We start from the raw sequence: 23,327 nt of genomic DNA, 5'->3' as shown, positions 1-23,327 counted from the left end.
ATGAATTCCGGTCGGGCCGCGCGTCAGCCAAGCGGTCCGGTCCGTCCGATATGGGCCTCGCCCCCTTGCGTGTGGCGCAAGGCAGCGTCCTAGCCCTTCAGCACCTCGACCAGCGTCGAGCCGAGGCGGGCCGGGGACGGAGAGACGCGGATGCCCGCCTCCTCCATCGCGGCGATCTTGTCCTCGGCGCCGCCCTTGCCGCCCGAGATGATCGCGCCGGCATGGCCCATCCGGCGGCCCGGAGGCGCCGTGCGGCCGGCGATGAAGCCGACCATGGGCTTCTTGCGCCCGCGCTTGGCCTCGTCCTTGAGGAACTGCGCGGCCTCCTCCTCGGCCGAGCCGCCGATCTCGCCGATCATCACGATCGACTCGGTCTTCGGGTCGGAGAGGAACAGCTCCAGCACGTCGATGAACTCGGTGCCCTTCACGGGGTCGCCGCCGATGCCGACCGCGGTCGTCTGGCCGAGGCCCGCGTTCGTGGTCTGGAACACCGCCTCGTAGGTCAGCGTACCGGAGCGCGACACGATGCCGACCGAGCCGGGACGGAAGATGTTGGCCGGCATGATGCCGATCTTCGACGCGCCCGCGGTGACGATGCCGGGGCAGTTCGGGCCGACGAGGCGCGACTTCGAGCCCACGAGCGCGCGCTTCACCCGCACCATGTCGAGCACCGGGATGCCCTCCGTGATGCAGACGATGAGCGGGATCTCGGCCGCGATCGCCTCGCAGATGGCGTCGGCCGCGCCCGGCGGCGGCACGTAGACGACGGAGGCGTCGGCTCCGGTCTTCTCACGCGCTTCGGCGACCGTATCGAACACCGGGAGACCCAGATGCTGCGAGCCGCCTTTGCCCGGCGAGGTGCCGCCGACCATCTTGGTGCCGTAGGCGATGGCCTGCTCGGAGTGGAAGGTGCCGTTCTTGCCGGTGAAGCCCTGGCAGATGACCTTGGTGTTGGCGTCGATCATGACGGACATCGGATCAGGCTCCCTTCACCGCGGCGACGATCTTCTGGGCGGCGTCGTCGAGGTCGTCCGCCGGGATGACGTTGAGGCCGGACGAGCGGATGATCTCCTTGCCCTCCTCGACGTTGGTGCCCTCCAGGCGCACCACCAGCGGCACTTCCAGGCCCACCGCCTTCACCGCCGCGATCACGCCGCGGGCGATGACGTCGCACTTCATGATCCCGCCGAAGATGTTGACGAGGATGCCCTTCACCTGCGGGTCGGCGGTGATGATCTTGAAGGCCGCCGTGACCTTCTCCTCCGAGGCGCCGCCGCCGACATCGAGGAAGTTCGCCGGCTCCTCGCCGTAGAGCTTGATGATGTCGAGCGTCGCCATCGCGAGGCCGGCGCCGTTGACCATGCAGCCGATCGTGCCGTCGAGCGCGATGTAGGCGAGGTCGTACTTCGAGGCCTCGATCTCCTTGGCGTCCTCCTCGGTCTCGTCGCGGAGCGCGACGATGTCCGGGTGGCGGTAGAGGGCGTTCGAGTCGAAGGAGATCTTGGCGTCGAGGCACTTGAGATGGCCGTCGCCGGTGAGCACCAGCGGGTTGATCTCCAGCATGCTCATGTCCTTGGCCGTGAAGGCCCGGTAGAGCTTTTCCGTCAGCTCGCCGGCTTCCTTGGCCTGCGCGCCCGAGAGGCCGAGCGCCTTGGCGACCGCGCGGCCGTGATGGGGCATGATGCCGGTGGCCGGATCGACCGAGAAGGTGACGATCTTCTCAGGGGTGTCGTGGGCGACCTGCTCGATGTCCATGCCACCCTCGGTCGAGACCACGAAGGCGACCTGCCCGGTCTCGCGGTCGACGAGCATCGACAGGTAGAACTCGGCCGCAATCTGCGCGCCTTCCTCGATGTAGAGGCGGTTGACCTGCTTGCCGGCCTCGCCGGTCTGCACGGTCACCAGCGTCTGGCCCAGCATCTCGCGGGCGAACTGCACCACCTCGTCCTTCGACTTGGTGACGCGCACGCCGCCCTTGGCGCCGGCCGGCGCGCCCTTGAAGGTGCCCTTGCCGCGGCCACCCGCGTGGATCTGGCTCTTCACCACCCAGACCGGGCCGCCGAGTTCGTCGGCGGCAGCGGCCGCCTCCTCGGGCTTGAAGATCGCGACACCGCGCGAGACCGGCAGGCCGAACTCGCGCAGCACTCCCTTGGCTTGATATTCGTGGATGTTCATAGGCGTCCTCCTCGCGTCCACCGCTGGGCTTGAGAGTCCCGGTCAGGGCACGCGCGGCGCTGGCATACCAGAGGCCGGCGCCGCACGCGAACGGCTCAGGCGAGCGCGCCGTTGATGGACTTGCAGGCCTCGATCAGGCCCTTCACGGAGGCGACCGACTTGTCGAACATCGCCTTCTCGTCGGCGTTGAACTCGACCTCGAGCACGCGCTCGACGCCGTTCTCGCCGATCACGATCGGCACGCCGATGAACAGGCCGTCGATGCCGTACTGGCCCGACAGGTGGGCGGCGCAGGGCAGGACCCGCTTCTTGTCCTTGAGGTAGCTCTCGGCCATCGCGATGGCCGAGGCCGCCGGGGCGTAGAAGGCCGAGCCGGTCTTCAGGAGGTTGACGATCTCGCCGCCGCCCTTGCGGGTGCGCTCGACCATGGCGTCGAGCTTCTCCTGGGTGGTCCAGCCGAGCTTGACCAGATCGGTCAGCGGCACGCCGGCCACCGTCGAGTAGCGCACCAGCGGGACCATGTCGTCGCCGTGGCCGCCGAGCACGAAGGCGGTGACGTCCTCGACCGAGACCTTGAACTCGTCGGCCAGGAAGTGACGGAAGCGGGCGGAGTCGAGCACGCCCGCCATGCCGACGATCTTGTTGGCCGGCAGGCCCGAGAACTTCTGGAGCGCCCAAACCATCGCGTCGAGCGGGTTGGTGATGCAGATGACGAAGGCGTTCGGGGCGTACTGCTTGATGCCGTTGCCGACCGCCTCCATCACCTTGAGGTTGATGCCGATGAGGTCGTCGCGGCTCATGCCGGGCTTGCGCGGCACGCCGGCGGTCACGATTACCACGTCCGCGCCCTCAATCGCCGCGTAGTCGCTGGCGCCGGAATACTTGGCGTCGAAGCCGTCGACCGGCGCGGACTCGGCGATGTCGAGACCCTTGCCCTGGGGCACGCCGTCCGCGATGTCGAACAGAACGACGTCGCCGAGCTCCTTCAGGCCCGCGAGGTGGGCGAGCGTGCCGCCGATCTGGCCGGCGCCGATGAGCGCGATCTTGCTGCGTGCCATGATGCGATAAAACCTCTGCTGTGCCTGGTTCGACAGGGTGAAGCATTGGGTCGGCGCGCCGCGCCTCGCGCTGGCTGCACCGGTCTTGTCCGGGCGGCTGTGTGGCGGAAAAGCACCCCTGCTTCAACCCGACCAAGGTCGGGCAAGCAGGCATCGGGCCAGAAGCGGGCGCTGGACGACATGGGAAGCAGCTTGAAAAAATCCTTCCGGCTGAGCAGTTTATTGCTGCATCGCGGCAGAGGCTTCGGCGGCAAAGCTCCGATGACAGGATTTAAAATCTGTCATTTCGTCTTCTGCGGCGGGTCGATCCGACCCAAATGCGAAGGGCCGCGGATCTTTCGATCCGCGGCCCCCGTCACACGTTGCTCGGCTCGAATCGAGGCTCAGAGCACGCCCGCGCGCAGCACCCGCTGGATCGCATGGATCACGGCTCCGAAGCGGGCCTCGACGAGGTCGCGCGGCACGTCGGCGTCGTGCTGGATCGCCAGGGGGTGCGTGAAGCGGTAGCTGGCGTCGAAGATGTAGGCGATCGCCCGCTCCCTGTCGCGCGCCGAGAAGGTGCCGGCAATCAGGCCCTCCTCGACCACCCGCTCGACGAGGCTGCGCAGGCGCACCCGGTGGCGCCGGGCGATCGGCCGAGCCGCGACGGTGGCGTCGAGATGGACGGCGAACAGGTTCGGCTCGCTCGCCAGCGCATCGCGCTGCAAGGTTGCGAGCGCGGTGAGTAGGCGCTCGATCTTGTCGTCGGCCGGGTCCGGCGCATCGGCGATGCCTGCCAGATGCGCCTCGATGTCGCGCAGCCAGCGCCCCGCCACAGCGTCGAGCAGCGCGTCCTTCGACGGGAAATAGCGGTAGACGTTGGCGTGCGTCATGCCGGCTTCCGCCGCCACCGCGACCACCGTCACGCGTTTCGGACCGAGTCTTGCGAGATGCTCGGTAGCGATCCCGAGCAGGCGCACGTCGGCGGAGACGGGGGCCGGGCGGTTGCGGAGACCCGGCGCCGGGCGTCCCGCCCGGCTCTCGGCCCGTACCGCCTGCGGGTCGTCGCCCTCGGTCCGCGAGATCCGGCCAGGCGCCTCGGACGAGGTGCCGGAGGTCAGGTCCGAATCCGGTTGGACGAAGGGAAGAGGCAGGCGTGAAGAGGAAAGGTGGTAGGGCGAGACGGACCCCCATCTGACCGGGAAGCGTTCCGACGCTTCCGTGAACCTTGTAGTCTCCCCCCTGGGAGGCAGTTCGGAGGGTGCAGCGCTCCCCCCTTCCGATGTCCTATGTTCATTTTGGTTTGTGAACGCAACAAATTTTTCTTGTTGTAGCTCGTCTAGAAGCGGTTCTTCCACGCCCGCAGTGCGACGAAGACCGCGGTCGAATCGCCTGAAGGCAGATCGACGGCGCGCGCGAGCGCCGGCTCGCGCGCCCGAAGGAAGGGGTTGGTGTCCCGTTCAACGCCCATGGTCGAGGGCACGAGGAAGCGCCCCTCCGCCTTCGCCCGCTCGGCTTCGGCCGCGCGGGCCTGCAGGGCCGCGTTGTCGGGCTCCGCGGCGAGCGCGAAGCGGGCGTTGGAGATTACGTAGTCGTGACCGCTGAACACCTGCGTGGCGTCGGGCAGCACCTCGAAGCGCTGGAGCGAGCGCCACAGGGTCTCGGGTGGGCTCTCCATCACGCGGCCGCAGCCGAGGGTGAACAGGGTGTCGCCCGCGAACACGATCTCGGCCCCCGAGAACCAGTAGGCGACGTGGTCGAGGCAGTGGCCCGGCGTCTCCCAGACCTCCGCCTCCAGATCGCCCACCCGGACCCGGTCGCCCTCCCGCACGTAGGCGTCGGCGTCGGGCACGGCCTCGCGCGCCTTCTCCGGGGCGGTGAGACGGGCGCCGGTGGCGCGGCGCACCTCCGGGATGCCCTCGATGTGGTCGCCGTGCCGGTGGGTGACGAGGATGTCGGTGAGCCGCCAGCCGGTCTCGTCGAGGGCGCGCAGCACGGGTGCCGCCTCCGGCACGTCGATCGCCGCGCAGGCGCCCGTGCGGGGATCGCGGATCAGCACCCCGATATTGTCGCTGCGGCAGAGGAAGGTGCGGGTCTCGGCGGCGCTCATGGTCTCCTCCGGGTGGCGGCGCTCGGTCGTGGGACAGAACCGTAACCGGAACCGGCCTGTTCCGCGCCCCCGGGACGGCCGCGCCGCTTGTCGTCGCGTCGCCGGGCCCCCATTGAAGGCGTCGCGTCCGCGCGCCTCCCCAAGCGCGCCCTGAGTTCCGCCGCGACCGACCATGCGCCTCGACGTCACCGACCTGCGGGCCTTCTACGCCACGCCGCTGGGCCAGGTGACGCACCGCGTCGTGGGGCGGACAGTGCACGCCTTCCTCGGCTCGGTCTCCGGCCTGCGGGTGCTCGGGATCGGCTACGCGACGCCCTATCTCGGGCCGGTCCACTGCATCGCCGAGCGGACGCTGGCCTTCATGCCGGCGACGCAGGGGGTGGTGAACTGGCCGGGCACCGGGCGCTCCTGCTCGGCGCTGGCCGATCCCACCATGATGCCGCTGCCCGAGGCGTCAGTGGACCGGGTGATCCTCGTCCACGCCCTCGAGTCGGTGGAGAGCCCGACGGAGCTGCTGCAGGAGGTCTGGCGCACGCTGACGCCGGGCGGGCGGATGATCCTGGTGGTGCCGAACCGCCGCGGCGTTTGGGCCCGGCGCGAGGCGACGCCCTTCGGCCACGGCCAGCCCTACAGCCGCTCGCAGCTCGGCCGGCTGATGCGCGACACGCTGTTCTCGCCGGAGGCCTGGGCCGAGACGCTCTACATGCCGCCGGTGCGCTCGCGCCTGATGCTGCAGACCGGCCCTGCCTGGGAGCGGCTGGGCACCGGCCTCGCCTTGCCCTTCGCGGGGCTGCACGTGGTCGATGCCACGAAGCAGCTCTACCGACCGATCGCGGTGCAGCAGGTGCGCCGCGCCCGCCGCCTCGCTCCGGCCCGGGTGCTGGTGCCCGCGCCCTCGCCAGGGTGAGGCCGTGCTGGATCGCCGGGACGGCATCGGAGGCCCGCGAGCGGCCGCGGACGTGGCGGCCGGAGGAGGAGCGGGCAGGGGAGGCGGCGGGGCGCACCACCGTGTCGCGCTGTCGCACTATGATTTTGGAAGGCTGGCGTCTGCTCTCGTGGGGCGCGTCCAGGCATCGAGAGCGCTTCGCACGCCGATGTGCGAGCCGTTTCGAAGCGCGGAACTACGTTCCACTGTAGAACGGCGGGGCGGGTATGCTCGACTTCGCGCGCATATCGGAACGATCGCGCCGCAGATCTGAGGAGCCTTAGCCGGGCGCAAGCGGTCTTTAATAAATCTACGTTATGGTTTCAGGGCGAGCAATGCTGGAAGCCATGCGCCTCTCGACCCGCCTCTACGCGATGCTGACGATGGCTCTGGCCGGCCCTGCGGAGGGTCTGTCGGCGGTGCGCCAGCTCGTGGAGCTGCGCAAGCAGATGCCGACGCTCTACGGGCTGCTCGCCGTCAACGCCTGCGCACTCGCCGCGACGCACTTTTCCTTGGCCCCCCTCGTGCTGACGCCCGTGCTACCGGGCGCGTTGAGCACGCTCTGCGCCGCCCGCGCAGTGCATTGGTGGCGCATGCGCCCCGAGGAGATGAGCGAGGTCGAGGCGGGCCGTCAGCTCCACCGATCCACCGTGCTGACGGCCATCTTCTCCATCGCCTTCGTGGGCTGGGCGATGGTCCTGAACAGCTACGGCGGGCCCTACGAGCAGGGCCACGTGGCGTTCTTCGTGGCCATCACGGTCATCGCCTGCATCTTCTGCCTGACCCACCTGCCGGCCGCGGCCTTCATCGTGACGGGCATCGTCATGGGCGTCTTCCTGGTCTGCTGCGTCACGAGCCAGAACCGCGTCTTCCTGGCCATCGCGGTCAACAGCGTCCTGGTGACGGCGGTGATGGTGCGCGTGCTGGCCAACAACTTCCGCGCCTTCGTCCAACTCGTCGCCTCCCAGGCCGAGGCCTGTCGGCTCTCGGAGGAGAACGCCCGGCTCGCGCACACCGACAGCCTGACCGGTCTGCCCAACCGGCGCTACTTCCTTCAGCGGCTCGGCGACCTGATCGAGGGTTCCGCCGGACGGGACGCGCGCTTCGCGCTGGCGATCTTCGACCTCGACCGCTTCAAGCCGATCAACGACACCTACGGTCACACCGTCGGCGACCAAGTACTGGCGGAGACGGGCCGGCGCCTCGCGGCCTTCGCGAGCGCCGACGTCGTCGTCACGCGGCTCGGCGGGGACGAGTTCGGCGTGCTCGTGCGCGATCCCGGCTCCGACGCAGAGGTCGTCGCCTTCTGCGACGTCATCTGCGCCGACCTGCAGAGGCCGATCCGCATCGGCAGCATCCTCGCCGAGACCGGATGTTCCGGGGGCCTGGCGGTATGCCGGGGAGCCGGACGCGAGGCCGACGCCCTGTTCGACCACGCCGACTACGCGCTCTACCACTCGAAGGAGCACAGGCGCGGCGCGACGACGCTCTTCTCTCAGGTGCACGAGGACGCGATCCGGACCGAGCGGGCGGTGGAGGCGGCCCTGCGCACGGCCGATCTCGCCGCCGAGATGACCTTGCACTATCAGCCGATCCTGGACACCCGGACGGGCGCGATCGCGATGGTCGAGGGGCTGGCGCGCTGGACCAGTCCGGTCCTCGGCCCGGTCTCGCCGGACCGCTTCATCGCCGCGGCGGAGCGCTGCGGCATGATCCACACCGTGACCCTGCTGCTGCTGCGCAAGGCGCTTGCCGATTGCGCGCGGCTGCCGCCGACGGTCGGCCTGTCCTTCAACCTCTCGGCCCACGACCTCGCTTCTCCCGAGACCGTGGTGGCGATCCTCGCCGCGGTCCGCGGCAGCGGCCTCGACCCGCGCCGGCTGACGCTGGAACTCACCGAAACCGCCCTGATGCGCGACTTCGACCAGGCGAAGGAGGCGATCACGGCGCTGCGCTCCCTGGGTGTCAAGATCGCCCTGGACGATTTCGGGACCGGCTACTCGAGCCTCGGCTACGTTCACCGCCTGCCGTTGGACAAGATCAAGATCGACCGCAGCTTCATGGCCGACATCGGCACGGATCTCGGCCGCAGCCTGGTCTCCACCATCCTGAACCTCTGCCAGAACCTCGGCCTCGACGGGATCGCGGAGGGAGTCGAGACCGTCGAGCAGCTGGAGGCGGCCCAGCGCTACGGGTGCCGCTACGTCCAGGGCTACCTCATCGGCAGGCCGATGCCGATCGGCGACGTCCTCGGCCGGCTCCGCCGCGAGGAAGGGGCGCAGCGCCTGAGGGCGTGAGGCGCTAAGGCCTTCAGGACGCCGCTTGGAGCCCGGACTCCGCCGAGCCGGCGCGGCCGCGGGGCTTGCCGGCCGCCGGCTTCGTCCGGCGGGCCGCGTTGCCGCCGCCCCCGGCCTTCCGACCACCCTTGTTCCGCGCCGATCGCCGCTTCGGCTCGACGGGCGGGGCGGTCTCCAGCCGCTGGCGCAGGAGCGTGAGCACCGCCGCCTCCTCGGGCCGGAGCGCGGCCAGATCCTCCGCCAGCTCGGTCTCGACCGCCTCCTTCACCTGGAGCAGCAGGCCGCCCTCGAGGTAGCAGTCGAGCACCTGCGGGTGGATGTAGCACTTGCGGCAGATGGTCGGCGTGTTGCCGAGCCGCGCCGCAACACCCTCGATCGCCGCCCGCACGTTGGTCTTGGCCTTGGCCTGGCTGTCGAAGGCCTCGAACTCCCTGAGCGCCAGGGCGGCCAGCACCGTGCCGGCCCAGGTGCGGAAATCCTTGGCGGTGAAATCCTGGCCGGTGATCTCGCGCAGGTAGGCGTTCACGTCCTGCGAGGTGACGTCGCGCCGCGCGCCGTCGTCGTCGAGATACTGGAACAGCTCCTGGCCCGGCAGGTCCTGGCAGGCCTTGACGATCCGGGCCACGCGCCGGTCCCGCACGGAGAGGTCCCAGGTCTTGCCGCTCTTGCCCTTGAAGCGGAACGTCATCTCGGCGCCCGCGACCTTGACGTGCGGGTCGCGCAGGGTGGTCAGCCCGTAGCTCTTGTTGGTGCGGGCGTAGTCGTCGTTGCCGACGCGGATCAGCGTGGTCTCGAGGAGGTGGACCACGGTGGCCAGCACCTTCTCGCGAGGCAGGCCGGTGCGGCGCATGTCGGCATCCACCCGCTGGCGGATGCCCGGCAGCGCCTCGGCGAAGGCCATGATCCGGCTGAACTTCGTGGATTCCCGCGCGGCCCGGAAGTCGGGGTGGTAGCGGTACTGCTTGCGCCCCTTGGCGTCGCGGCCCGTGGCCTGGATGTGGCCGTTGGCGCGCGGGCAGATCCAGACGTCGGTGTAGGCCGGCGGGATCGCGAGCTTGCGGATGCGCTCCAGGGTCGCCCGGTCGCGCACCGGCTCGCCTCGAGCGTCGCGGTAGCTGAATCCCTTGCCGCTCTTCCGGCGCGTCAGGCCGGGCCGGCCGTCGTCCACGTAGGCGAGGCCGGCCTCCGCGGCGGCGTCGCGCGGATCCACCACGCTGGTGTCGCAGGCCGGCTCAGCCATCGGATGCACTCCCTCGAACTGGTATGCCGACAACCGAGGCGTGCGGGGCCCCGTTCCGGAGCGCACCCATCGGCCGCAGGGGCTTGCCGCACGGCCTCGCGGGCCCTGGTACGGTGCCTCGCGGGGCGTGCTACAGGCCCTGCATGGACGTCCCGAACCTCGCCCCCGCGCCGATGCGCAGCCTCGTCTTCGTGGTCACCGAGGACTGGTTCTTTGCCTCGCACTTCCTGCCGCTCGCCCGCGCGGCCGTGGCGATGGGCCTCTCGGTCGCGGTGGTGACGCGGGTACGCGCGCACCGCGCGGCCATCGAGGCGACGGGCGCGCGGGTGGTGCCGCTGGAGGCCGAGCGCTCCAGCCTCAACCCGATGGCGGCGGGCTACGCCGCGGGCCAGCTCGCCGCGATCCTGAAGGCGCTGAAGGCCGACATCGTGCACTGCATCGCGCTGCGGGCGATCCTCGTCGGCGGCACCGCGGCCGCGATGGCGAACGTGCCGGCCCGCGTCTACGCGCTGACCGGCCTCGGCCTGATCGGCGCGCGCCAGGACCGGGTCGGCGGGCTCGCCCGCACGGCTCTGCGCCACCTGATCCGGGGAGCTCTGGCCTCGCGCCGCACCCGCTTCCTGTTCGAGAACCCGGACGATGCCCGCGCCCTCGGGCTCGACCCGGCCGACACGGCGGTGACGGTCGTCGGCGGGGCGGGCGTCGATCCCGCCGCCTACGCATCCGCGCCGCTGCCGCCGCAGCCGCCGCTCCGGGCGGCGCTCGCCGCCCGCATGCTCTGGTCGAAGGGGGTCGACGTCGCCGTCGAGGCGGTCCGCCTCGCGCGCGGGCGCGGCGTGCCCGTCGAACTCTCCCTCCACGGGGCGCCCGACGCATCCAACCGGCGCGCGATCCCCGAGGAGACGCTGCGCGGCTGGAGCCGGGACGGCGTCACCTGGGAGGGCCAGAGCCGCGACGTCGCGGGCGTCTATGCCGCCTCCCACGTCGCCTGCCTGCCCTCGCGCGGCGGCGAGGGCCTGCCGCGCACGCTCCTAGAGGCCGCCGCCTGCGGGCGTGCGCTCGTCACCACCGACGTGCCGGGCTGCCGCGACCTCGTGCGCGACGGGATCGAGGGGATGGTCGTGCCGCCCGACGATCCCGAGGCGCTGGCGGGCGCGCTCGCCCGTCTCGCGGCCGATCCCGGCCTCGTCGCGGCTCTCGGCGAGGCCGCCCGCGTCCGCATCCGCGACGGCGGCTTCACCGAGGCGGCGGTGACCGCCGCCGTCTGCGCGATCTACCGCGAGCTCCTGGCATGAGCCGCCTCACCCCGGAGAGCGCGGAGGCGTTCATCCGGGCGCACACGGCCCTGCGTCCGGTGCCGCACGCGCCCGAGATCCGGCTCCACGTCGCCGACGAGGCGACCGAACTCTGGCAGAAGACCGAGGAGGAGCTGGAGGCGATCGGCCTGCCGCCACCCTTCTGGGCCTTCGCCTGGGCGGGGGGCCAGGCGCTCGCCCGCTACCTGCTCGACAATCCGGATCTCTGCGCGGGCGCCCGCGTGCTCGACTTCGCCTCGGGTTCCGGGCTCTGCGCGATCGCCGCGGCGCGGGCCGGGGCGGTGCAGGTCCTGGCGAGCGACCTCGACCCCTTCGCCCTGCCGGCGATCGCGTTGAACGCCGCGGCGAACGGCGTGGCGGAGCGGGTTTCGGCGAGCGCGGAGGACCTGATCGGCAGCCGCCCGGAGGCCGACCTCGTTCTGGCCGCCGACATCTTCTACGAGCGCGACCTCGCCGCCCGCGTTGCCGATTGGCTGGCGGGCCTCGCGGCGCGCGGCACCCGCGTGCTCGTGGGTGATCCGGGCCGCTCCTACCTGCCGCGGGAGCGCCTCGACCGGCTCGCGAGCTACCGCGTCCCGGTGACGCGGGCACTGGAGGATGCGGAGATCAAGGAGAGCCATGTCTGGCGCTTTCGCGTCGCGTCTTCGTGATTTCGCCAGCGCTGCTGGACAGATCTCCGGTTTCGGAGCGTGAACCATCTGGCTTAACGCCGCGGCCAGAACCATCTGGCACTGTGCGTGGTGTCGGACGGCCCGGTCCTTGCGCGGTCGAAGCCCGCTCCTCGCGACGGGCGCCCCGCGCCGGCCGCCGCAGCCCTCAAGCCCAGGGATCGTCTCGGGCAGACCGGAGGTTAGCCGAGTGTCCCTGACCCGTGTGTCCCTGCCCCGCGTCGTCGCCTTCTCGGCCAGCGCCAGCCGGCCCTCCCGCACCCGCGGTCTCGTCGAGGCCGTGGCAGCGGATCTCGCGCGCCTGCGCCGCATCGACCTGACGGTCTGCGATCTCGTGGACGCTGGCGCGGGCCTCGTCGTCGCGGGCCGCGAGGAGCTGCCTCTGCCGGCCAGGCGCCTCGTCGAGGCGATCGAGGAAGCCGACGCCCTGATCGTCGGCACACCGGTCTACCAGGGCTCCTACGCGGGCCTGTTCAAGCACGTCTTCGACTTCGTCCGGCCGGAGGCGCTCGCGGGCAAGCCCGTCGCGCTGACAGCGACCGGCGGGGGGCTGCGCCACGCGCTGGTGGTGGAGCACAGCCTGCGCCCGCTCTTCGGCTTCTTCGCCGCCCACATCGCGCCGACCTCGGTCTACGCCTGCACCGCCGAGATGGATCAGTACCGAGTCGCCGACGCCGCCGTGGCCGAGCGCGTGCGCGCCGCGGCGGGCGAGCTCGCCGCCCTGATCGAGGTGGGACAGGCCCAGACCGGGCGCTCCTCGGCCCCGGCGGCGTAGCAGCCCGGATTCCCGCGCCGCGATTCGTCGCCTTGCAAGCGGCGGGATGCCCCGCTACCGCAGGCCGGGAGATCGTCCGACCAGCAGCGGAGCCAGTCACGACATGATCACGCGGCGCGACGCTTTGAAACTCACCGGGCTCGCCGTCGGCGCGGCCGTCATTCTGCCCAAGCTCGGCCTGCCCGCCCTGGCGCAGGGCGTGGACGCCGCCGCGCTGATGCAGCCGGGCCCGCTCGGCGACGTCTGGCTGGGTCCGAAGGACGCGAAGGTCACGATCATCGAGTACGCCTCGATGACCTGCTCGCACTGCGCCGCCTTCCACCGCACCACCTGGCCGGCGCTCAAGGAGCGCTACATCGACACCGGCAAGGTGCGCTTCACCCTGCGCGAGTTTCCGCTCGACCCGCTCGCCACCGCGGCCTTCATGCTGGCGCGCTGCGACGGCGACGCGAAGTACTACCCCATCACCGACCTGCTCTTCGACCAGCAGCCCGCCTGGGCCTTCCAGCAGAAGCCCGTCGACGCCCTGGAGCAGATGCTGCGCCAGGCGGGGATCAACAAGGAGAAGTTCGAAGCCTGCCTCAAGGACCAGAAGCTCTACGACGGCGTGAACGCCACGAAGCAGCGCGGCCTCGACACCTTCAAGGTCGATTCCACCCCGACCTTCTTCATCAACGGCGAGCGCTACAAGGGCGAGATGACGATCGAGGGCATGGAGAAGGTGATCAAGCCGATCCTCGGCTCCTGATCGCCCGGCTCAGCTTATCCGGGAGCTAGCCATGCTCGCGGACCCCGGAAAGCTCCAAAACATCAATCTTCGCAAAGGCTTGGTTGATGCTGGCTGCGCCTTGACACGCCATGGGGGCGAAACTATGGTGCGCCGCGCTTGAAGGGGGCAAGCCTAGTTTCCGGGTCCTCTCGACACTGTGAGGTCGCGCCGTGAGCGGCAACGACAGCGAGGGCGAGGGGCGGGGAGACCGGGCGCCAACGGATAGCGAACTCTCCGCGAGGCTCAGACGTCTCGAGACGCAGATCGACCGGAAGCGGCCCGCCGCCGCTCCCGATCATTCGCCGCGTCCAGGGTCGTCCGCGCACTCCTCCCTCGGGCAGGCGATGACGCTCTCTACGGAGTTCATCGCCGCCATCATCGCGGGCGGGATCCTCGGTTGGCTGTTCGACCATTTCCTCGGGACGAAACCCTGGGGGATGATCGTCTTCGTGCTGCTGGGCTTCGTGACGGGCGTCTACAACATCATGCGCCTGTCCGGCTTCTCGGGGACGAACGGCCCCGGGGGCCCAAAAGATCGCAAAGGCCCTTGAGGGTCGACACGGATTCGGGTTAGCCGCCCGGGGCGGGCCGCTCAAGGCCGCCCGGGTGCGCGAGGGAGCAGAAGCAAGAGCATGGCGGCCAGCATCGACCCGATCCACCAGTTCGAGCTGAAGCCGCTCGTCTCCCTGGGCCATATCGGCAACCAGGAAATCGCCTTCACGCAGTCGGCGCTCTACATGTTCGCCGCCGTGGGCGTCATCGCCTTCATCACCATCGTGGCCACCGCCGGCCGCTCGGTGGTGCCGGGCCGCATGCAGGCGCTGGCCGAAGTCTTCTACGAGTTCATCGCCGACACGCTGCACCAGGCGACCGGCGACAAGGAGCAGCGCTTCCTTCCGCTCGTCTTCTCGCTGTTCATGTTCGTGCTCGTCCTGAACCTGTTCGGGATGATCCCCTACGCCTTCGCGGTCACCAGCCACCTGATCATCACCTTCGGCCTCGCCTTCCTGGTGATCTCGACGGTCGTGATCTACGGCGTGATGAAGCACGGCAGCCACTTCCTCGGCCTGTTCATTCCGGCGGGCGTGCCCAAGCCGCTCCTGCTGATCATGGTGCCGATCGAGATCGTCTCCTTCATCTCGCGCCCGATCAGCCTCTCGGTCCGTCTCTTCGCCAACATCCTGGCGGGCCACATCGCGCTGAAGATCTTCGCCTTCTTCGTGGCGCAGCTCCTGCTCGCCGGCGCCTGGAGCATCCTCTCCCCGCTCCCGCTCTTCCTCACGATCGCGCTGACGGCCCTGGAATTCCTGGTGGCGGCCCTGCAGGCCTACGTCTTCGCGACGCTGACGGCGGTCTATCTCGCCGACGCCCTTCACCCCGGCCACTGAGACTCTCGGCCGGCCTCCCTCCGCGCAACGAAAATCGTTCGAAACCTCAGGAGTTACTCATGGATCCCGTCGCTGCGAAGTACATCGGCGCCGGTCTCGCCTGCCTCGGCATGGCGGGCGCGGGCATCGGCCTCGGCAACCTGTTCGGCCAGTTCTACGCCGGCGCGCTTCGCAACCCCTCGGCCGCCGACAGCCAGCGCACCAACCTGCTCCTCGGCTTCGCGCTGACCGAGGCGCTCGGCATCTTCTCGCTGCTCGTCGCGCTGCTGCTCCTGTTCGCCGTCTGAGGCGGTCCCGTTCCGTCGCCGCGGCCCCGCCGCGGCGACGGCTCCGGTGTTCTTCGCAAAGCTCCCGATCCCGACGGATCCTCCTCCGGCCGCGGCGACGCGGCGGGAGCTTCGCGAGAGACACCGGGCGCTCGGCCGAGACAAGCCGGCGCTCGTTTGCTTTGACATCGCTTTCAGGACGGGACCATGGCGCAGCCGAACCCCCTCACCACCCCGCCGCCCGGGACCGACACCTACGCGGGCAAGGGCGAGATCCTGCACCCGGCCAACCAGCACGCCTTCCCGCCCTTCGAGACGCACACCTTCCTGGCGCAGATCGTCTGGCTCGCGCTGTCCTTCGGCCTGCTCTACTACCTGATGTCGAAGGTCGCCCTGCCGCGCATCCAGGGCATCCTGCACGACCGCGCCACCCGCCTCTCCGCCGACCTCAACGAGGCCCAGCGCATGAAGGCCGAGGCCGACACCGCGGGCGCGGCCTACGAGAAGTCGCTCCGCGACGCGCAGGGCAAGGCCCGCGAGATCGCCCAGGAGACCCGCAACGCGCTCACGGCCGAGGCTGAGACCAAGCGCAAGTCCCTGGAAGGCGAGCTGAACCAGCGGCTGGCCGCCTCCGAGGCCACCATCCGCGGCCGCACCGAGCAGGCGATGGGCAACGTCCGCACCATCGCGGGCGAGACCGCGACCGCCATCGTCGAGCGCCTCACCGGCCAGGCCCCCGATCAGGCCAGCGTCGAGCGCGCCCTCAACGCCACCGCGCACTGAGTAGGATCATCACAACCATGCTGCTCACCGCGGAATTCTGGGTCCTCGTCGCCTTCGTGGTCTTCCTGGCGCTCGCCGCCAAGGCCGGAGCGTTCGGCGCGATGACCAAGGGGCTCGACAGCCGCGCCAAGCGCGTGCGCCACGAGCTCGACGAGGCCAAGCGCCTCCGCGAGGAGGCCGCCGCCGTGCTGGCCGACTACAAGCGCCGCCGCGCCGAGGCCGAGAAGGAGGCCGAGGCGATCGTGGCGAGCGCCCGCGCCGAGGCCGAGCGCGCCGCCGCCGAGGGCCATCAGCGCCTGAACGAGTTCGTGTCCCGCCGCACCAAGGCCGCCGAGTCGAAGATCGCCCAGGCGGAGGCCCAGGCCGAGGCCCAGGTCCGCGCAGCCGCGGCGGATGCCGCCGTGAAGGTCTCCGAGACCATCCTGCGCGAGCGCATGCAGGGCGACGCCGCCCAGAACCTGATCCGCTCCAGCCTCGGCGAGGTGCGGACCCGCCTGCGGGCCTGAAGGTCCAGATAGGAAATCGATGAAGGGCCGCCCGAACAGGCGGCCCTTTTCGTTTTCGGATGCGATGCAGCGTCCGGGTCAGGGCCTCGCCGCGAAATCTCAGCGCGTCGTCGCGCCGTGGGTCTGGCCCGGCACCGAGGCGGTGCCCGTCCGGCGGCCCGGCTCCTCGCGCGCCACGTCGGTCGTCTTCGGAAGGCCGCCGGTCGCGGGCGCGCTCGGATCACCGAGGCCCCCGGACGCCGCGCCCGCGGCGCTGGCCGTGCCCAGGGCGCTGGCGCTGCTGGACGCCGTCCCGTCCGTCGCGCCACCGCCGGTCCAACCCTCGGCGCGCCAGCCCTGGGCGCGCTCGTCGAGGTCGATCGAGCCGTGCTTGTCGAGGATCGTGAGCGCCCGGTCGGCCAGCCCGTCGTCCACGCGCGCAGTCACCAACGTGCCGCCGCGCCGCACGCCCTCCGCGTAGGTCTCGGCCTCGTGCTGGCTGAGCCCGGCGCCGGTGAGGCCGCCGATCAGGCCGCCGGCCGCTGCGCCGACGCCGGCTCCCGTCACGGTGGCGACGAGCCAGCCCGCCGCCACGACCGGGCCGACGCCCGGTATGGCCAGAAGGCCCAGACCTGCGAGCAGGCCGGCGCCGCCGCCCAGCACCGTGCCGAGCGTCGCGCCCGTGCCGGCCCCGTCCGCCGCGTCCGATTCCTCGGCGGCGGGACGGGCGGCGGGCGTCCGCCCGCCGATCCGGTTCTCGGGATCGCTCGCGACGATGCTGATGTCGCCGTGTGGGATGCCCTCGGCCTCCAGCTTGTCGACGGCGCGGGCCGCCGCCTCGTAATCGTCGAATAGGGCCGTGACGGCGCGTGTGGCCATGGGATGTCTCCGGTCTCTCTGGGGCAGGCCGCCGCTACTGGGCGGCGACGTTGCCGCGGTAATCCATGCCGATCCGAACCTGCTTGCCCGCGTGGGTCGCGATGCCCTGCCAGATGCCCTGATCGGTCTTCTTGAGGTCGGTTATCTCGCCGAAGCCCATCTTGGCGAAGCGCTCGCGCACCTGGGCCTCGGTGAAGCTGTTGGCGCCGGGCTGGAGCGGCTCGCCGACCGCGCCCTGTCCGTGCGGCGGCGCCTCGGGCGCTGCCGGGCTCGTCGTCTGCGCGGACGCGCCGGTGACCGCGAGGGCCAGGAGGGCGGCGGGAAGGAGCGGGCTGCGCATCGGGTGACGGTCCTCGTGGGGCCGGCGGACCCCTCGGTCCCGCGGCGGCGGCCTGTCCCGTCTCAAGCCCAGGGCGCGCATCGGGGTTCCGGTTAACGGCCCGCTAACTATGCGCCCGGCAAAACTTGCCGGGTCCGCCCGGTGCGGACGTGGGCGTGCGAGACGACCGGCATGAGCGAGACGGCGGCGGTGCCGGCGAAGGGTGGGATGGGCGGCCTCGGCGGCGCGCTCTCCGGCTTCACGATGCCCAATCGCGGGGACTTCCAGGCGCTGTCGAAGCGCTCGGACCTGTTCTTCGCCACTGCCGTGATGGGCATCCTGGCGGTGCTGATCTTCCCGCTGCCGGCGGTGTTGCTCGACCTCCTGCTCGCCGTCTCGATCATCATGTCGGTGCTGATCATGATGACGGGCCTGTTCATCGACAACCCGCTCGAATTCACCGTCTTCCCGACGCTGCTGCTCATCGCCACCATGCTGCGGCTGGCGCTGAACCTCGCCTCGACGCGCCTCATCCTCGGCCACGGCCACGAGGGCACGGCGGCGGCCGGCCACGTCATCGAGGCCTTCGGCAACTTCGTGATGGGGGGCAACTTCGTCATCGGGATCATCGTCTTCGCGATCCTGATCATCGTGAACTTCGTCGTCATCACAAAGGGCTCGGGCCGCATCGCCGAGGTCGCGGCGCGCTTCACCCTCGACGCGATGCCCGGCAAGCAGATGGCGATCGACGCCGACCTCTCGGCGGGACTGATCGACGAGAAGGCCGCGAAGGCTCGGCGCTCGGCGCTGGAGGAGGAATCCTCGTTCTTCGGCGCCATGGACGGCGCCTCGAAGTTCGTGCGCGGCGACGCGGTGGCGGCGCTGCTCATCACCTTCATCAACGTGATCGGCGGCATCATCATCGGCGTGGCGCAGCAGGGCATGCCCTTCGGTGCGGCCGCCAAGAGCTACACCCTGCTCACCATCGGCGACGGCCTCGCCTCCCAGGTGCCGGCGCTGATCGTCTCGACCGCGGCCGGCATCCTGGTCTCGAAGGCCGGCGTGAAGGGCTCGGCCGACAAGGCGCTCGGCAAGCAGCTCGCGCACTACCCGAAGGCGCTCGGCATGTCGGCGGGCGTGATGATCCTGATCGGCTTCCTGCCCGGCATGCCGATCCTGCCCTTCCTGCTGCTCTCGGGCGGCGCCGGCTACGCGGCGTGGCGCATCGCCAAGACCGCCAAGGAGGCCCCACCCCTCGACGCCGAGGGCAAGCCCGCCGACCCCGCCGCCGCGGCCGCCGCCAAGGAGGAGACGGTCACCGACCTCCTCAAACTCGACGACCTGAAACTGGAGATGGGCTACGCGCTGCTGGCGCTCGTCAATGGCGAGGCCGGCGACAGGCTCACCGACCAGATCAAGGCGCTGCGCCGCCAGCTCGCGGCCGAGCTCGGCTTCGTGATGCCCTCGGTGCGCATCCTCGACAACGTCCAGCTTGAGGCCAACGCCTACGTGGTGCGGGTCAAGGAGATCGAGGCCGGCACCGGCAAGATCTTCCCCGGCCAGTTCATGGCGATGGACCCGATGGGCGGGCAGGTGCAGCTGCCCGGCCAGCACATGCTGGAGCCGACCTTCGGCCTGCCCGCGACCTGGATCGACGCGGGCCTTCGCGACCAGGCCCAGCTCAAGGGCTACACGGTGGTGGATGCGGCGACCGTGGTCTCGACGCACCTCACCGAGATCATCAAGGCGCACGTCTCCGAGCTTCTCAACCACGTCGAGGTGCAGAAGCTGCTGCGCGAGCTGCCCAAGGAGCACGGCGAGCTCCTGAAGGAGGTGGTGCCGGCCCAGATCTCGACCACCGGCATCCAGCGCGTGCTGCAGTTCCTGCTCTCCGAGCGGGTCTCGATCCGCGATCTCGGCGCGATCGTGGAGGGCGTCGCCGAGGTGGCGGGCGCGGTGAAGAACCCGCGCGACATCGTGGAGCACGTGCGCGCCCGCCTCGGCCGCCAGATCTGCGCGCAGTACCAGGGCCCGGACGGCATGCTGCCGATCATCACCTTGTCGCCGGCCTGGGAGCAGGCCTTCCTCGATTCCATCGTGGGCGAGCGCGAGGAGCGCTACCTCGCGATGCAGCCGTCCAAGCTCTCGGAGTTCGTCAACACGGTGCGCGACCGCTTCGAGCAGGCGGCGCGCCAGGGCGAGATGCCGGTCCTCGTCACCTCGGCGCAGTCGCGGCCCTTCGTGCGCTCGATCATCGAGCGCTTCCGCCGCGAGACCCCGGTGATGAGCCAGGCCGAGATCCACCCGCGGGCGCGCCTGCGGACGGTGGGATCGATCTGAGGACGGACAACCCCTCTCCCCGCGCGGGGGGAGAGGGCCACGTCTCCCCCTTGTCGGGGAGCGTGGCGAGCCGGCAGGCGACGGTGAGGGGGCTTCGACCGTGGAGGCCCTTCCGGATCCGCCCCCTCACCGTCGCTGCGGCTTCGCCTCCGCTTCCTGTCCGCACGACAAGGTGCGGACAGGCCTCTCCCCGCGTGCGGGGAGGAGGGGGGAGCCGCTTCCTGGGGGCGTTCAGCCGGAAGCCACTCACTCCGCCAGATCCAGAAAATGCCGCCCGGCGCGGTCGTCGATCTCGATGATCCAGAGATCGGAGTCGAAGCGCAGCTCCTTCGCCAGGCGCTCCTCGACGTCGAGCGGCGTCGCGCCCTGCAGGAGCGGGCTGAAGCGGCGATCGCCCGAACTCTCGTCGTCGAACAGGGCCTGGGGGGCGGGGCCGTAGAGGTCGGCGCTGCCGTCGAGGCGGTCCACCTTCACGAAGATCGCGCCGGCCTCAGCGGCGCCGCGGCGGCGCAGCACGGCCGGGATGTTGGCCACGTCGAGGCGGCGCAGATGGGCGGAGACGAAGAAGTCGGAGCGCAGGCGCGGCATCGGGAACTCCTCGGGACGCGCCGGGATGCGCGCCGCCGCGCGGCGATGCAACCCTGCGAACCGGGCCTGCGACCCGGCTCCAACCTCAACCCTGTCCGGCCTTCTGCGACAGCTCGCGCAATGTCCGGCCCGCCGGCTCGCCCTTCACGGGCAGCTTGGCGGCCCGCTCGAACTTCTCGATCGCCGCCCGGGTCCCCGGACCCATCAGGCCGTCCGCCTTCAGCGGGCCGTAGCCGAGCTTGTTCAGGGCCCGCTGGGCCTGGAGCACGGAGGTGTCCTTCGGGGTCACCGAGGCCGTGGTCTCGTCGGAGCGGATCAGCGCGGCGATCGGGTCGGGCTTCGGTCCCTCCCGGCGCGGCTCCGGCCTCGCCTCGGCGCGGACGGGCTCGGGCGCGCGCGCGATCTCCGCGGGGCGCTCGGGTGCGGCCCTGGCCGCCTCCCGCGCAGGCTGCGCCTTCGCGGCGGCCTCCTGTCGGGCCTCCTGTCGGGCCTCCTGTCGGGCCTCCTGTCGGAGGGCGGGCTTCGGCAGGATCGGGGCCGGGTGGCGTCCTGCCTGGGAGCCCAGCGCGTTCACGCAGACCGCGGTGACGGCGCCCAGCACCGCCAGCGAGCCCAGCACGCTGCCGGGCTGGGCCCGGCACAGGCGTACGGTCCCGCCGAGGCCCGAGAGGGCGAGCGCCCGCCAGTCGGTCGAGGCCGGCCGGCGCCGGGGCGCGGGGCGGCGCGGGCTTGCATCCCGCCGGGGCGACCGCTCGTCGCCCGCCACGCTGATCTCGCGATAGTCGCGCATCCTCACTCCTCATGGCAAGGCCCCGATCCCAAGGCTCTAAACCTTCGGGATCGGGGCCTCTCGCGGTGGTTCACCCTCAGCCGGCACGTCGCAGGGGAAGGGGGGCGTCGGTTCCGGCCGGCGCCGCCTCGAACAGGCCGAGCGGCAGGCGCACCACCGGCCCGGCCGAGACGGCGCGCACGGGCGCGAGCCGGCGGACCGAGGTCGAGACCGGGGCGGGGGCGGCGGGCGCGCCGACTGGGCGGCAGAGCCGGGGCAGCGTCACGGTCACGCTCGTGCCGATCTCCGGCGCGCTCTCGATGGTGATCGAGCCGCCGTGCAGGCCGACGAGGCCCTGCACCACCGAGAGGCCGAGGCCCGTGCCCTCGTGCGTCCGCTTGTAGTCGCTGCCGCCGCCCTGGAAGAAGGGCGTCCCGAGACGGGGCAGGTCGGCCTCGCGGATGCCCGCACCCGTGTCCGAAACGGCGATGTCGAGTCCCGCCGCGCTGCCCCGGAGGGCGACCTCGACCCGTCCACCGCGCGCGGTGAACTTCACGGCGTTCGACAGCAGGTTGATCACGATCTGCCGGCAGGCGCGCGGGTCGGCGGTGATCTCGACCGGGCCGAGCGCCGGCGGCGGCACCAGGGTGATGCCGGCCGCCTCGGCGCGCAGCCGCATCAGGTCGCAGCAGCTGCGCACGAGCTCGGCGGCGTCGACCGGCTCGGGGGCGTAGTCGAAGTTGCCGCTCTGGATCCGGCTCATGTCGAGGAGCGAGTTCACCACGTCGAGCAGGTGGCGGCCGGAGGTGGCGATGATCCCCGCATAGTCCCGCGCCTGCTCGGGACCGAGCGTTCCGGCCCCCGCGCCGCCCAGCACCTCCGAGAAGCCGATGATGGCGTTGAGCGGCGTGCGCAGCTCGTGCGTGACGTTGGCCAGGAACCGGCTCTTGATCTCGTCCGCCCGCTCGGCCTCGGCGCGGGCGCGCTCCAGCTCCTCCGCGTGGCGACGGTGCTCGGTGACGTCGCGGGTGACGGCCACCACGCCCGCATGCGCCTCGCCGGGGCGCGCGATCGGGTGGGCGCGCATCTCGGCGTGGATCAGGCGGGCGCCGTCCGCCCGGCCCGCCGCAGGCTCCACGTGGAGGCGGAACGGCACGGTCGCGGGCCGGCCGGTCGCAGCGACGTCGCTGAGTGCCTGCAGGAAGGCCGGGCGATCGGCAACGTGCACGCGCTCCAGAAGACCGTGGGCCCGCAGCGCGCCGGCCTCGACGCCGAGGAAGCGGGTCGCCGAGGCGCCGGCCTCGATCACGCGGCCGTTGGCGTCGTGCCAGGTGACGAGGTCGTCGATCGCCGAGAGCAGCATGCGATCGCGCGCCTCGTTGTCCTGCAGGCGCTGCCGGACCCGGCGCTCCTGCCGCAGGTGATCGATGAGCAGGGCCGCGACGTGGCCGATCGCCGTGATCACGAAGACCGGCATGGCGATGGCGGAGGACACGTCGAGGACCGGGACGGCCGGCATCCAGCTCCCCGCACAGGCGACCACCAGCGCGCCGAGCGCCGCGATGGCCGCCGCCGAGATCGCCGAGCGCTTCGAGCCCGAGACCGCCGCCTCCAGGGGAACCGCCACCAGCCAGACCGCGGCGGCCGAGCCCGCGCCGCCCGTGAGGCCGGCGAGGCAGACGACGAGGCCGGTGAGCCCCGCGGAGGAGACCGCGTGCGCCACCCAGAGGTGGCCGGTGCGCGCGAGGATCACGGCGGCGAGCACCGGCAGGAGCAGGCTCGCGACCGCGAGCCCCTCGATCACCGAGGGCACGCCGCGCCAGACGAGGTAGGGCGGAAGCGCCGCCATCATCACGGCGCCGGTGGCCAGCCGGGAGATCAGGAAGCGCTCGTGGCGGAAGCGCACCGCCTCGTCCTGCACGGAATCGTGCACGAGGCCCGCGAGGCGCGCGTCGATCAGCGAGGGCAGAACATCTTTGATACGCAAGACTGACACGCAAAACGCTGGACCTCTCGGCCCCGGCGTCCCCGGCTCGACTTCGAACGACGGGCCGACCGTCGCAGGGTGCGCTTAAACGAATGTTGCCCGGCTTCGCCGATCGCCCGGGATGCTTTCCGGCAGGTAACCGGGGCCGTCCCGGACCAGCGGGGACGTATTCACCATGTCGAAGGATTCGGGCGCCGCGTTGAGGCCTGTT

23 protein-coding genes are annotated in these 23,327 nt (G+C 71.2%); 12 read left to right on the top strand and 11 right to left on the bottom strand.

Annotation, left to right across the window (positions count from 1 at the left end; genetic code table 11):
- Window positions 1–89: 89 nt before the first annotated feature.
- From sucD to gloB, 5 genes are all read right to left on the bottom strand, one after another.
- Window positions 90–974, bottom strand: coding sequence for a succinate--CoA ligase subunit alpha (gene sucD, locus DK427_RS01940; RefSeq protein WP_109949786.1), 885 nt, complete (start codon window positions 972–974; stop codon window positions 90–92).
- Window positions 975–978: 4 nt separating this feature from the next.
- Entirely contained in the window at window positions 979–2,175 is a 1,197-nt protein-coding gene (sucC, locus tag DK427_RS01935; RefSeq protein WP_109949785.1) for an ADP-forming succinate--CoA ligase subunit beta, read from the bottom strand.
- Between the two features lie 95 nt (window positions 2,176–2,270).
- Window positions 2,271–3,233: a malate dehydrogenase gene (gene mdh, locus DK427_RS01930; RefSeq protein ID WP_109949784.1), complete on the bottom strand. Its 963-nt coding sequence runs from the start codon at window positions 3,231–3,233 to the stop codon at window positions 2,271–2,273.
- 383 nt (window positions 3,234–3,616) lie between these two features.
- Window positions 3,617–4,192 carry a TetR family transcriptional regulator gene (locus DK427_RS01925; RefSeq protein ID WP_066921490.1) on the bottom strand — a complete coding sequence of 192 codons (576 nt, stop codon included), beginning with the start codon at window positions 4,190–4,192 and terminating at the stop codon, window positions 3,617–3,619.
- Window positions 4,193–4,551: 359 nt separating this feature from the next.
- Window positions 4,552–5,322 (bottom strand): hydroxyacylglutathione hydrolase, encoded by a 771-nt coding sequence (gene gloB, locus DK427_RS01920; RefSeq protein WP_109949783.1) that lies wholly within the window; start codon window positions 5,320–5,322, stop codon window positions 4,552–4,554.
- 172 nt (window positions 5,323–5,494) lie between these two features.
- On the opposite strand from gloB, the gene DK427_RS01915 reads away from it, so the two are divergent.
- Together DK427_RS01915 and DK427_RS01910 are read left to right on the top strand one after the other, a co-directional pair.
- Window positions 5,495–6,229: a class I SAM-dependent methyltransferase gene (locus DK427_RS01915; RefSeq protein ID WP_109949782.1), complete on the top strand. Its 735-nt coding sequence runs from the start codon at window positions 5,495–5,497 to the stop codon at window positions 6,227–6,229.
- 392 nt (window positions 6,230–6,621) lie between these two features.
- Window positions 6,622–8,544 carry a putative bifunctional diguanylate cyclase/phosphodiesterase gene (locus DK427_RS01910; protein ID WP_245930926.1) on the top strand — a complete coding sequence of 641 codons (1,923 nt, stop codon included), beginning with the start codon at window positions 6,622–6,624 and terminating at the stop codon, window positions 8,542–8,544.
- Between the two features lie 13 nt (window positions 8,545–8,557).
- Here DK427_RS01910 and DK427_RS01905 read toward each other — a convergent pair whose 3' ends face one another.
- Window positions 8,558–9,784, bottom strand: a complete 1,227-nt coding sequence (locus tag DK427_RS01905; protein WP_109949781.1) for a DNA topoisomerase IB — start codon at window positions 9,782–9,784, stop codon at window positions 8,558–8,560.
- Window positions 9,785–9,927: 143 nt separating this feature from the next.
- On the opposite strand from DK427_RS01905, the gene DK427_RS01900 reads away from it, so the two are divergent.
- The 9 genes from DK427_RS01900 (at window position 9,928) to DK427_RS01860 (ending at window position 16,255) form a co-directional block, all read left to right on the top strand.
- Window positions 9,928–11,079 (top strand): glycosyltransferase family 4 protein, encoded by a 1,152-nt coding sequence (locus DK427_RS01900; RefSeq protein WP_109949780.1) that lies wholly within the window; start codon window positions 9,928–9,930, stop codon window positions 11,077–11,079.
- Window positions 11,076–11,750, top strand: coding sequence for a class I SAM-dependent methyltransferase (locus tag DK427_RS01895; RefSeq protein WP_109949779.1), 675 nt, complete (start codon window positions 11,076–11,078; stop codon window positions 11,748–11,750). Before DK427_RS01900 ends, DK427_RS01895 begins: the two co-directional genes overlap by 4 nt.
- Window positions 11,751–11,958: 208 nt before the next feature.
- Complete coding sequence (locus DK427_RS01890; protein ID WP_425452525.1) at window positions 11,959–12,543, top strand: NAD(P)H-dependent oxidoreductase; 585 nt, start codon at window positions 11,959–11,961, stop codon at window positions 12,541–12,543.
- Between the two features lie 103 nt (window positions 12,544–12,646).
- Window positions 12,647–13,291, top strand: coding sequence for a thioredoxin domain-containing protein (locus DK427_RS01885; RefSeq protein WP_109949778.1), 645 nt, complete (start codon window positions 12,647–12,649; stop codon window positions 13,289–13,291).
- 191 nt (window positions 13,292–13,482) lie between these two features.
- Window positions 13,483–13,863 (top strand): AtpZ/AtpI family protein, encoded by a 381-nt coding sequence (locus tag DK427_RS01880; protein ID WP_109949777.1) that lies wholly within the window; start codon window positions 13,483–13,485, stop codon window positions 13,861–13,863.
- A gap of 81 nt (window positions 13,864–13,944) precedes the next feature.
- Window positions 13,945–14,700 carry a F0F1 ATP synthase subunit A gene (locus DK427_RS01875; RefSeq protein WP_109949776.1) on the top strand — a complete coding sequence of 252 codons (756 nt, stop codon included), beginning with the start codon at window positions 13,945–13,947 and terminating at the stop codon, window positions 14,698–14,700.
- A 59-nt stretch (window positions 14,701–14,759) separates the two neighbouring features.
- Complete coding sequence (locus DK427_RS01870) at window positions 14,760–14,987, top strand: F0F1 ATP synthase subunit C (RefSeq protein ID WP_066922442.1); 228 nt, start codon at window positions 14,760–14,762, stop codon at window positions 14,985–14,987.
- A 186-nt stretch (window positions 14,988–15,173) separates the two neighbouring features.
- Entirely contained in the window at window positions 15,174–15,749 is a 576-nt protein-coding gene (locus DK427_RS01865; RefSeq protein ID WP_109949775.1) for a F0F1 ATP synthase subunit B family protein, read from the top strand.
- Between the two features lie 20 nt (window positions 15,750–15,769).
- Window positions 15,770–16,255, top strand: a complete 486-nt coding sequence (locus DK427_RS01860) for a F0F1 ATP synthase subunit B family protein (protein ID WP_204165312.1) — start codon at window positions 15,770–15,772, stop codon at window positions 16,253–16,255.
- 99 nt (window positions 16,256–16,354) lie between these two features.
- On the opposite strand, the gene DK427_RS01855 is transcribed toward DK427_RS01860, so the two are convergent.
- Complete coding sequence (locus tag DK427_RS01855; RefSeq protein ID WP_245930760.1) at window positions 16,355–17,113, bottom strand: general stress protein; 759 nt, start codon at window positions 17,111–17,113, stop codon at window positions 16,355–16,357.
- Window positions 17,114–17,147: 34 nt separating this feature from the next.
- Entirely contained in the window at window positions 17,148–17,453 is a 306-nt protein-coding gene (locus DK427_RS01850) for a hypothetical protein (RefSeq protein WP_109949773.1), read from the bottom strand.
- A 171-nt stretch (window positions 17,454–17,624) separates the two neighbouring features.
- Between DK427_RS01850 and flhA the strand changes: the two genes are divergently transcribed.
- Window positions 17,625–19,772: a flagellar biosynthesis protein FlhA gene (gene flhA, locus DK427_RS01845; RefSeq protein WP_109949772.1), complete on the top strand. Its 2,148-nt coding sequence runs from the start codon at window positions 17,625–17,627 to the stop codon at window positions 19,770–19,772.
- Between the two features lie 246 nt (window positions 19,773–20,018).
- On the opposite strand, the gene DK427_RS01840 is transcribed toward flhA, so the two are convergent.
- The 3 genes from DK427_RS01840 to DK427_RS01830 all read right to left on the bottom strand — a co-directional run bounded on the left by DK427_RS01840 (window position 20,019) and on the right by DK427_RS01830 (window position 23,125).
- Window positions 20,019–20,360 carry a DUF1491 family protein gene (locus tag DK427_RS01840; RefSeq protein WP_109953937.1) on the bottom strand — a complete coding sequence of 114 codons (342 nt, stop codon included), beginning with the start codon at window positions 20,358–20,360 and terminating at the stop codon, window positions 20,019–20,021.
- Between the two features lie 85 nt (window positions 20,361–20,445).
- On the bottom strand, window positions 20,446–21,150 hold the full coding sequence (locus DK427_RS01835) for a peptidoglycan-binding domain-containing protein (RefSeq protein ID WP_109949771.1): 705 nt from the start codon (window positions 21,148–21,150) through the stop codon (window positions 20,446–20,448).
- A gap of 76 nt (window positions 21,151–21,226) precedes the next feature.
- Entirely contained in the window at window positions 21,227–23,125 is a 1,899-nt protein-coding gene (locus DK427_RS01830; RefSeq protein WP_245930759.1) for a PAS domain-containing sensor histidine kinase, read from the bottom strand.
- Between the last annotated feature and the right edge of the window lie 202 nt (window positions 23,126–23,327).

The sequence above is a fragment of the Methylobacterium radiodurans genome, assembly GCF_003173735.1.
GTDB classification, from domain to species: domain Bacteria; phylum Pseudomonadota; class Alphaproteobacteria; order Rhizobiales; family Beijerinckiaceae; genus Methylobacterium; species Methylobacterium radiodurans.
This window is presented reverse-complemented; position numbering and strand designations above follow the sequence as displayed.

What these genes read in the sequence shown, in the direction of transcription:
- flhA (WP_109949772.1), top strand. Translation starts at nt 17,625, where the DNA reads ATGAGCGAGACGGCGGCGGTGCCGGCGAAGGGTGGGATGGGCGGCCTC.
- gloB (WP_109949783.1), bottom strand. Translation starts at nt 5,322, where the DNA reads ATGAGCGCCGCCGAGACCCGCACCTTCCTCTGCCGCAGCGACAATATC.
- DK427_RS01850 (WP_109949773.1), bottom strand. Translation starts at nt 17,453, where the DNA reads ATGCGCAGCCCGCTCCTTCCCGCCGCCCTCCTGGCCCTCGCGGTCACC.
- DK427_RS01885 (WP_109949778.1), top strand. Translation starts at nt 12,647, where the DNA reads ATGATCACGCGGCGCGACGCTTTGAAACTCACCGGGCTCGCCGTCGGC.
- DK427_RS01915 (WP_109949782.1), top strand. Translation starts at nt 5,495, where the DNA reads ATGCGCCTCGACGTCACCGACCTGCGGGCCTTCTACGCCACGCCGCTG.
- sucD (WP_109949786.1), bottom strand. Translation starts at nt 974, where the DNA reads ATGTCCGTCATGATCGACGCCAACACCAAGGTCATCTGCCAGGGCTTC.
- mdh (WP_109949784.1), bottom strand. Translation starts at nt 3,233, where the DNA reads ATGGCACGCAGCAAGATCGCGCTCATCGGCGCCGGCCAGATCGGCGGC.
- DK427_RS01835 (WP_109949771.1), bottom strand. Translation starts at nt 21,150, where the DNA reads ATGCGCGACTATCGCGAGATCAGCGTGGCGGGCGACGAGCGGTCGCCC.
- DK427_RS01875 (WP_109949776.1), top strand. Translation starts at nt 13,945, where the DNA reads ATGGCGGCCAGCATCGACCCGATCCACCAGTTCGAGCTGAAGCCGCTC.
- DK427_RS01910 (WP_245930926.1), top strand. Translation starts at nt 6,622, where the DNA reads ATGCTGACGATGGCTCTGGCCGGCCCTGCGGAGGGTCTGTCGGCGGTG.
- DK427_RS01895 (WP_109949779.1), top strand. Translation starts at nt 11,076, where the DNA reads ATGAGCCGCCTCACCCCGGAGAGCGCGGAGGCGTTCATCCGGGCGCAC.
- DK427_RS01840 (WP_109953937.1), bottom strand. Translation starts at nt 20,360, where the DNA reads ATGCCGCGCCTGCGCTCCGACTTCTTCGTCTCCGCCCATCTGCGCCGC.
- DK427_RS01905 (WP_109949781.1), bottom strand. Translation starts at nt 9,784, where the DNA reads ATGGCTGAGCCGGCCTGCGACACCAGCGTGGTGGATCCGCGCGACGCC.
- DK427_RS01855 (WP_245930760.1), bottom strand. Translation starts at nt 17,113, where the DNA reads ATGGCCACACGCGCCGTCACGGCCCTATTCGACGATTACGAGGCGGCG.
- DK427_RS01865 (WP_109949775.1), top strand. Translation starts at nt 15,174, where the DNA reads ATGGCGCAGCCGAACCCCCTCACCACCCCGCCGCCCGGGACCGACACC.
- sucC (WP_109949785.1), bottom strand. Translation starts at nt 2,175, where the DNA reads ATGAACATCCACGAATATCAAGCCAAGGGAGTGCTGCGCGAGTTCGGC.
- DK427_RS01870 (WP_066922442.1), top strand. Translation starts at nt 14,760, where the DNA reads ATGGATCCCGTCGCTGCGAAGTACATCGGCGCCGGTCTCGCCTGCCTC.
- DK427_RS01900 (WP_109949780.1), top strand. Translation starts at nt 9,928, where the DNA reads ATGGACGTCCCGAACCTCGCCCCCGCGCCGATGCGCAGCCTCGTCTTC.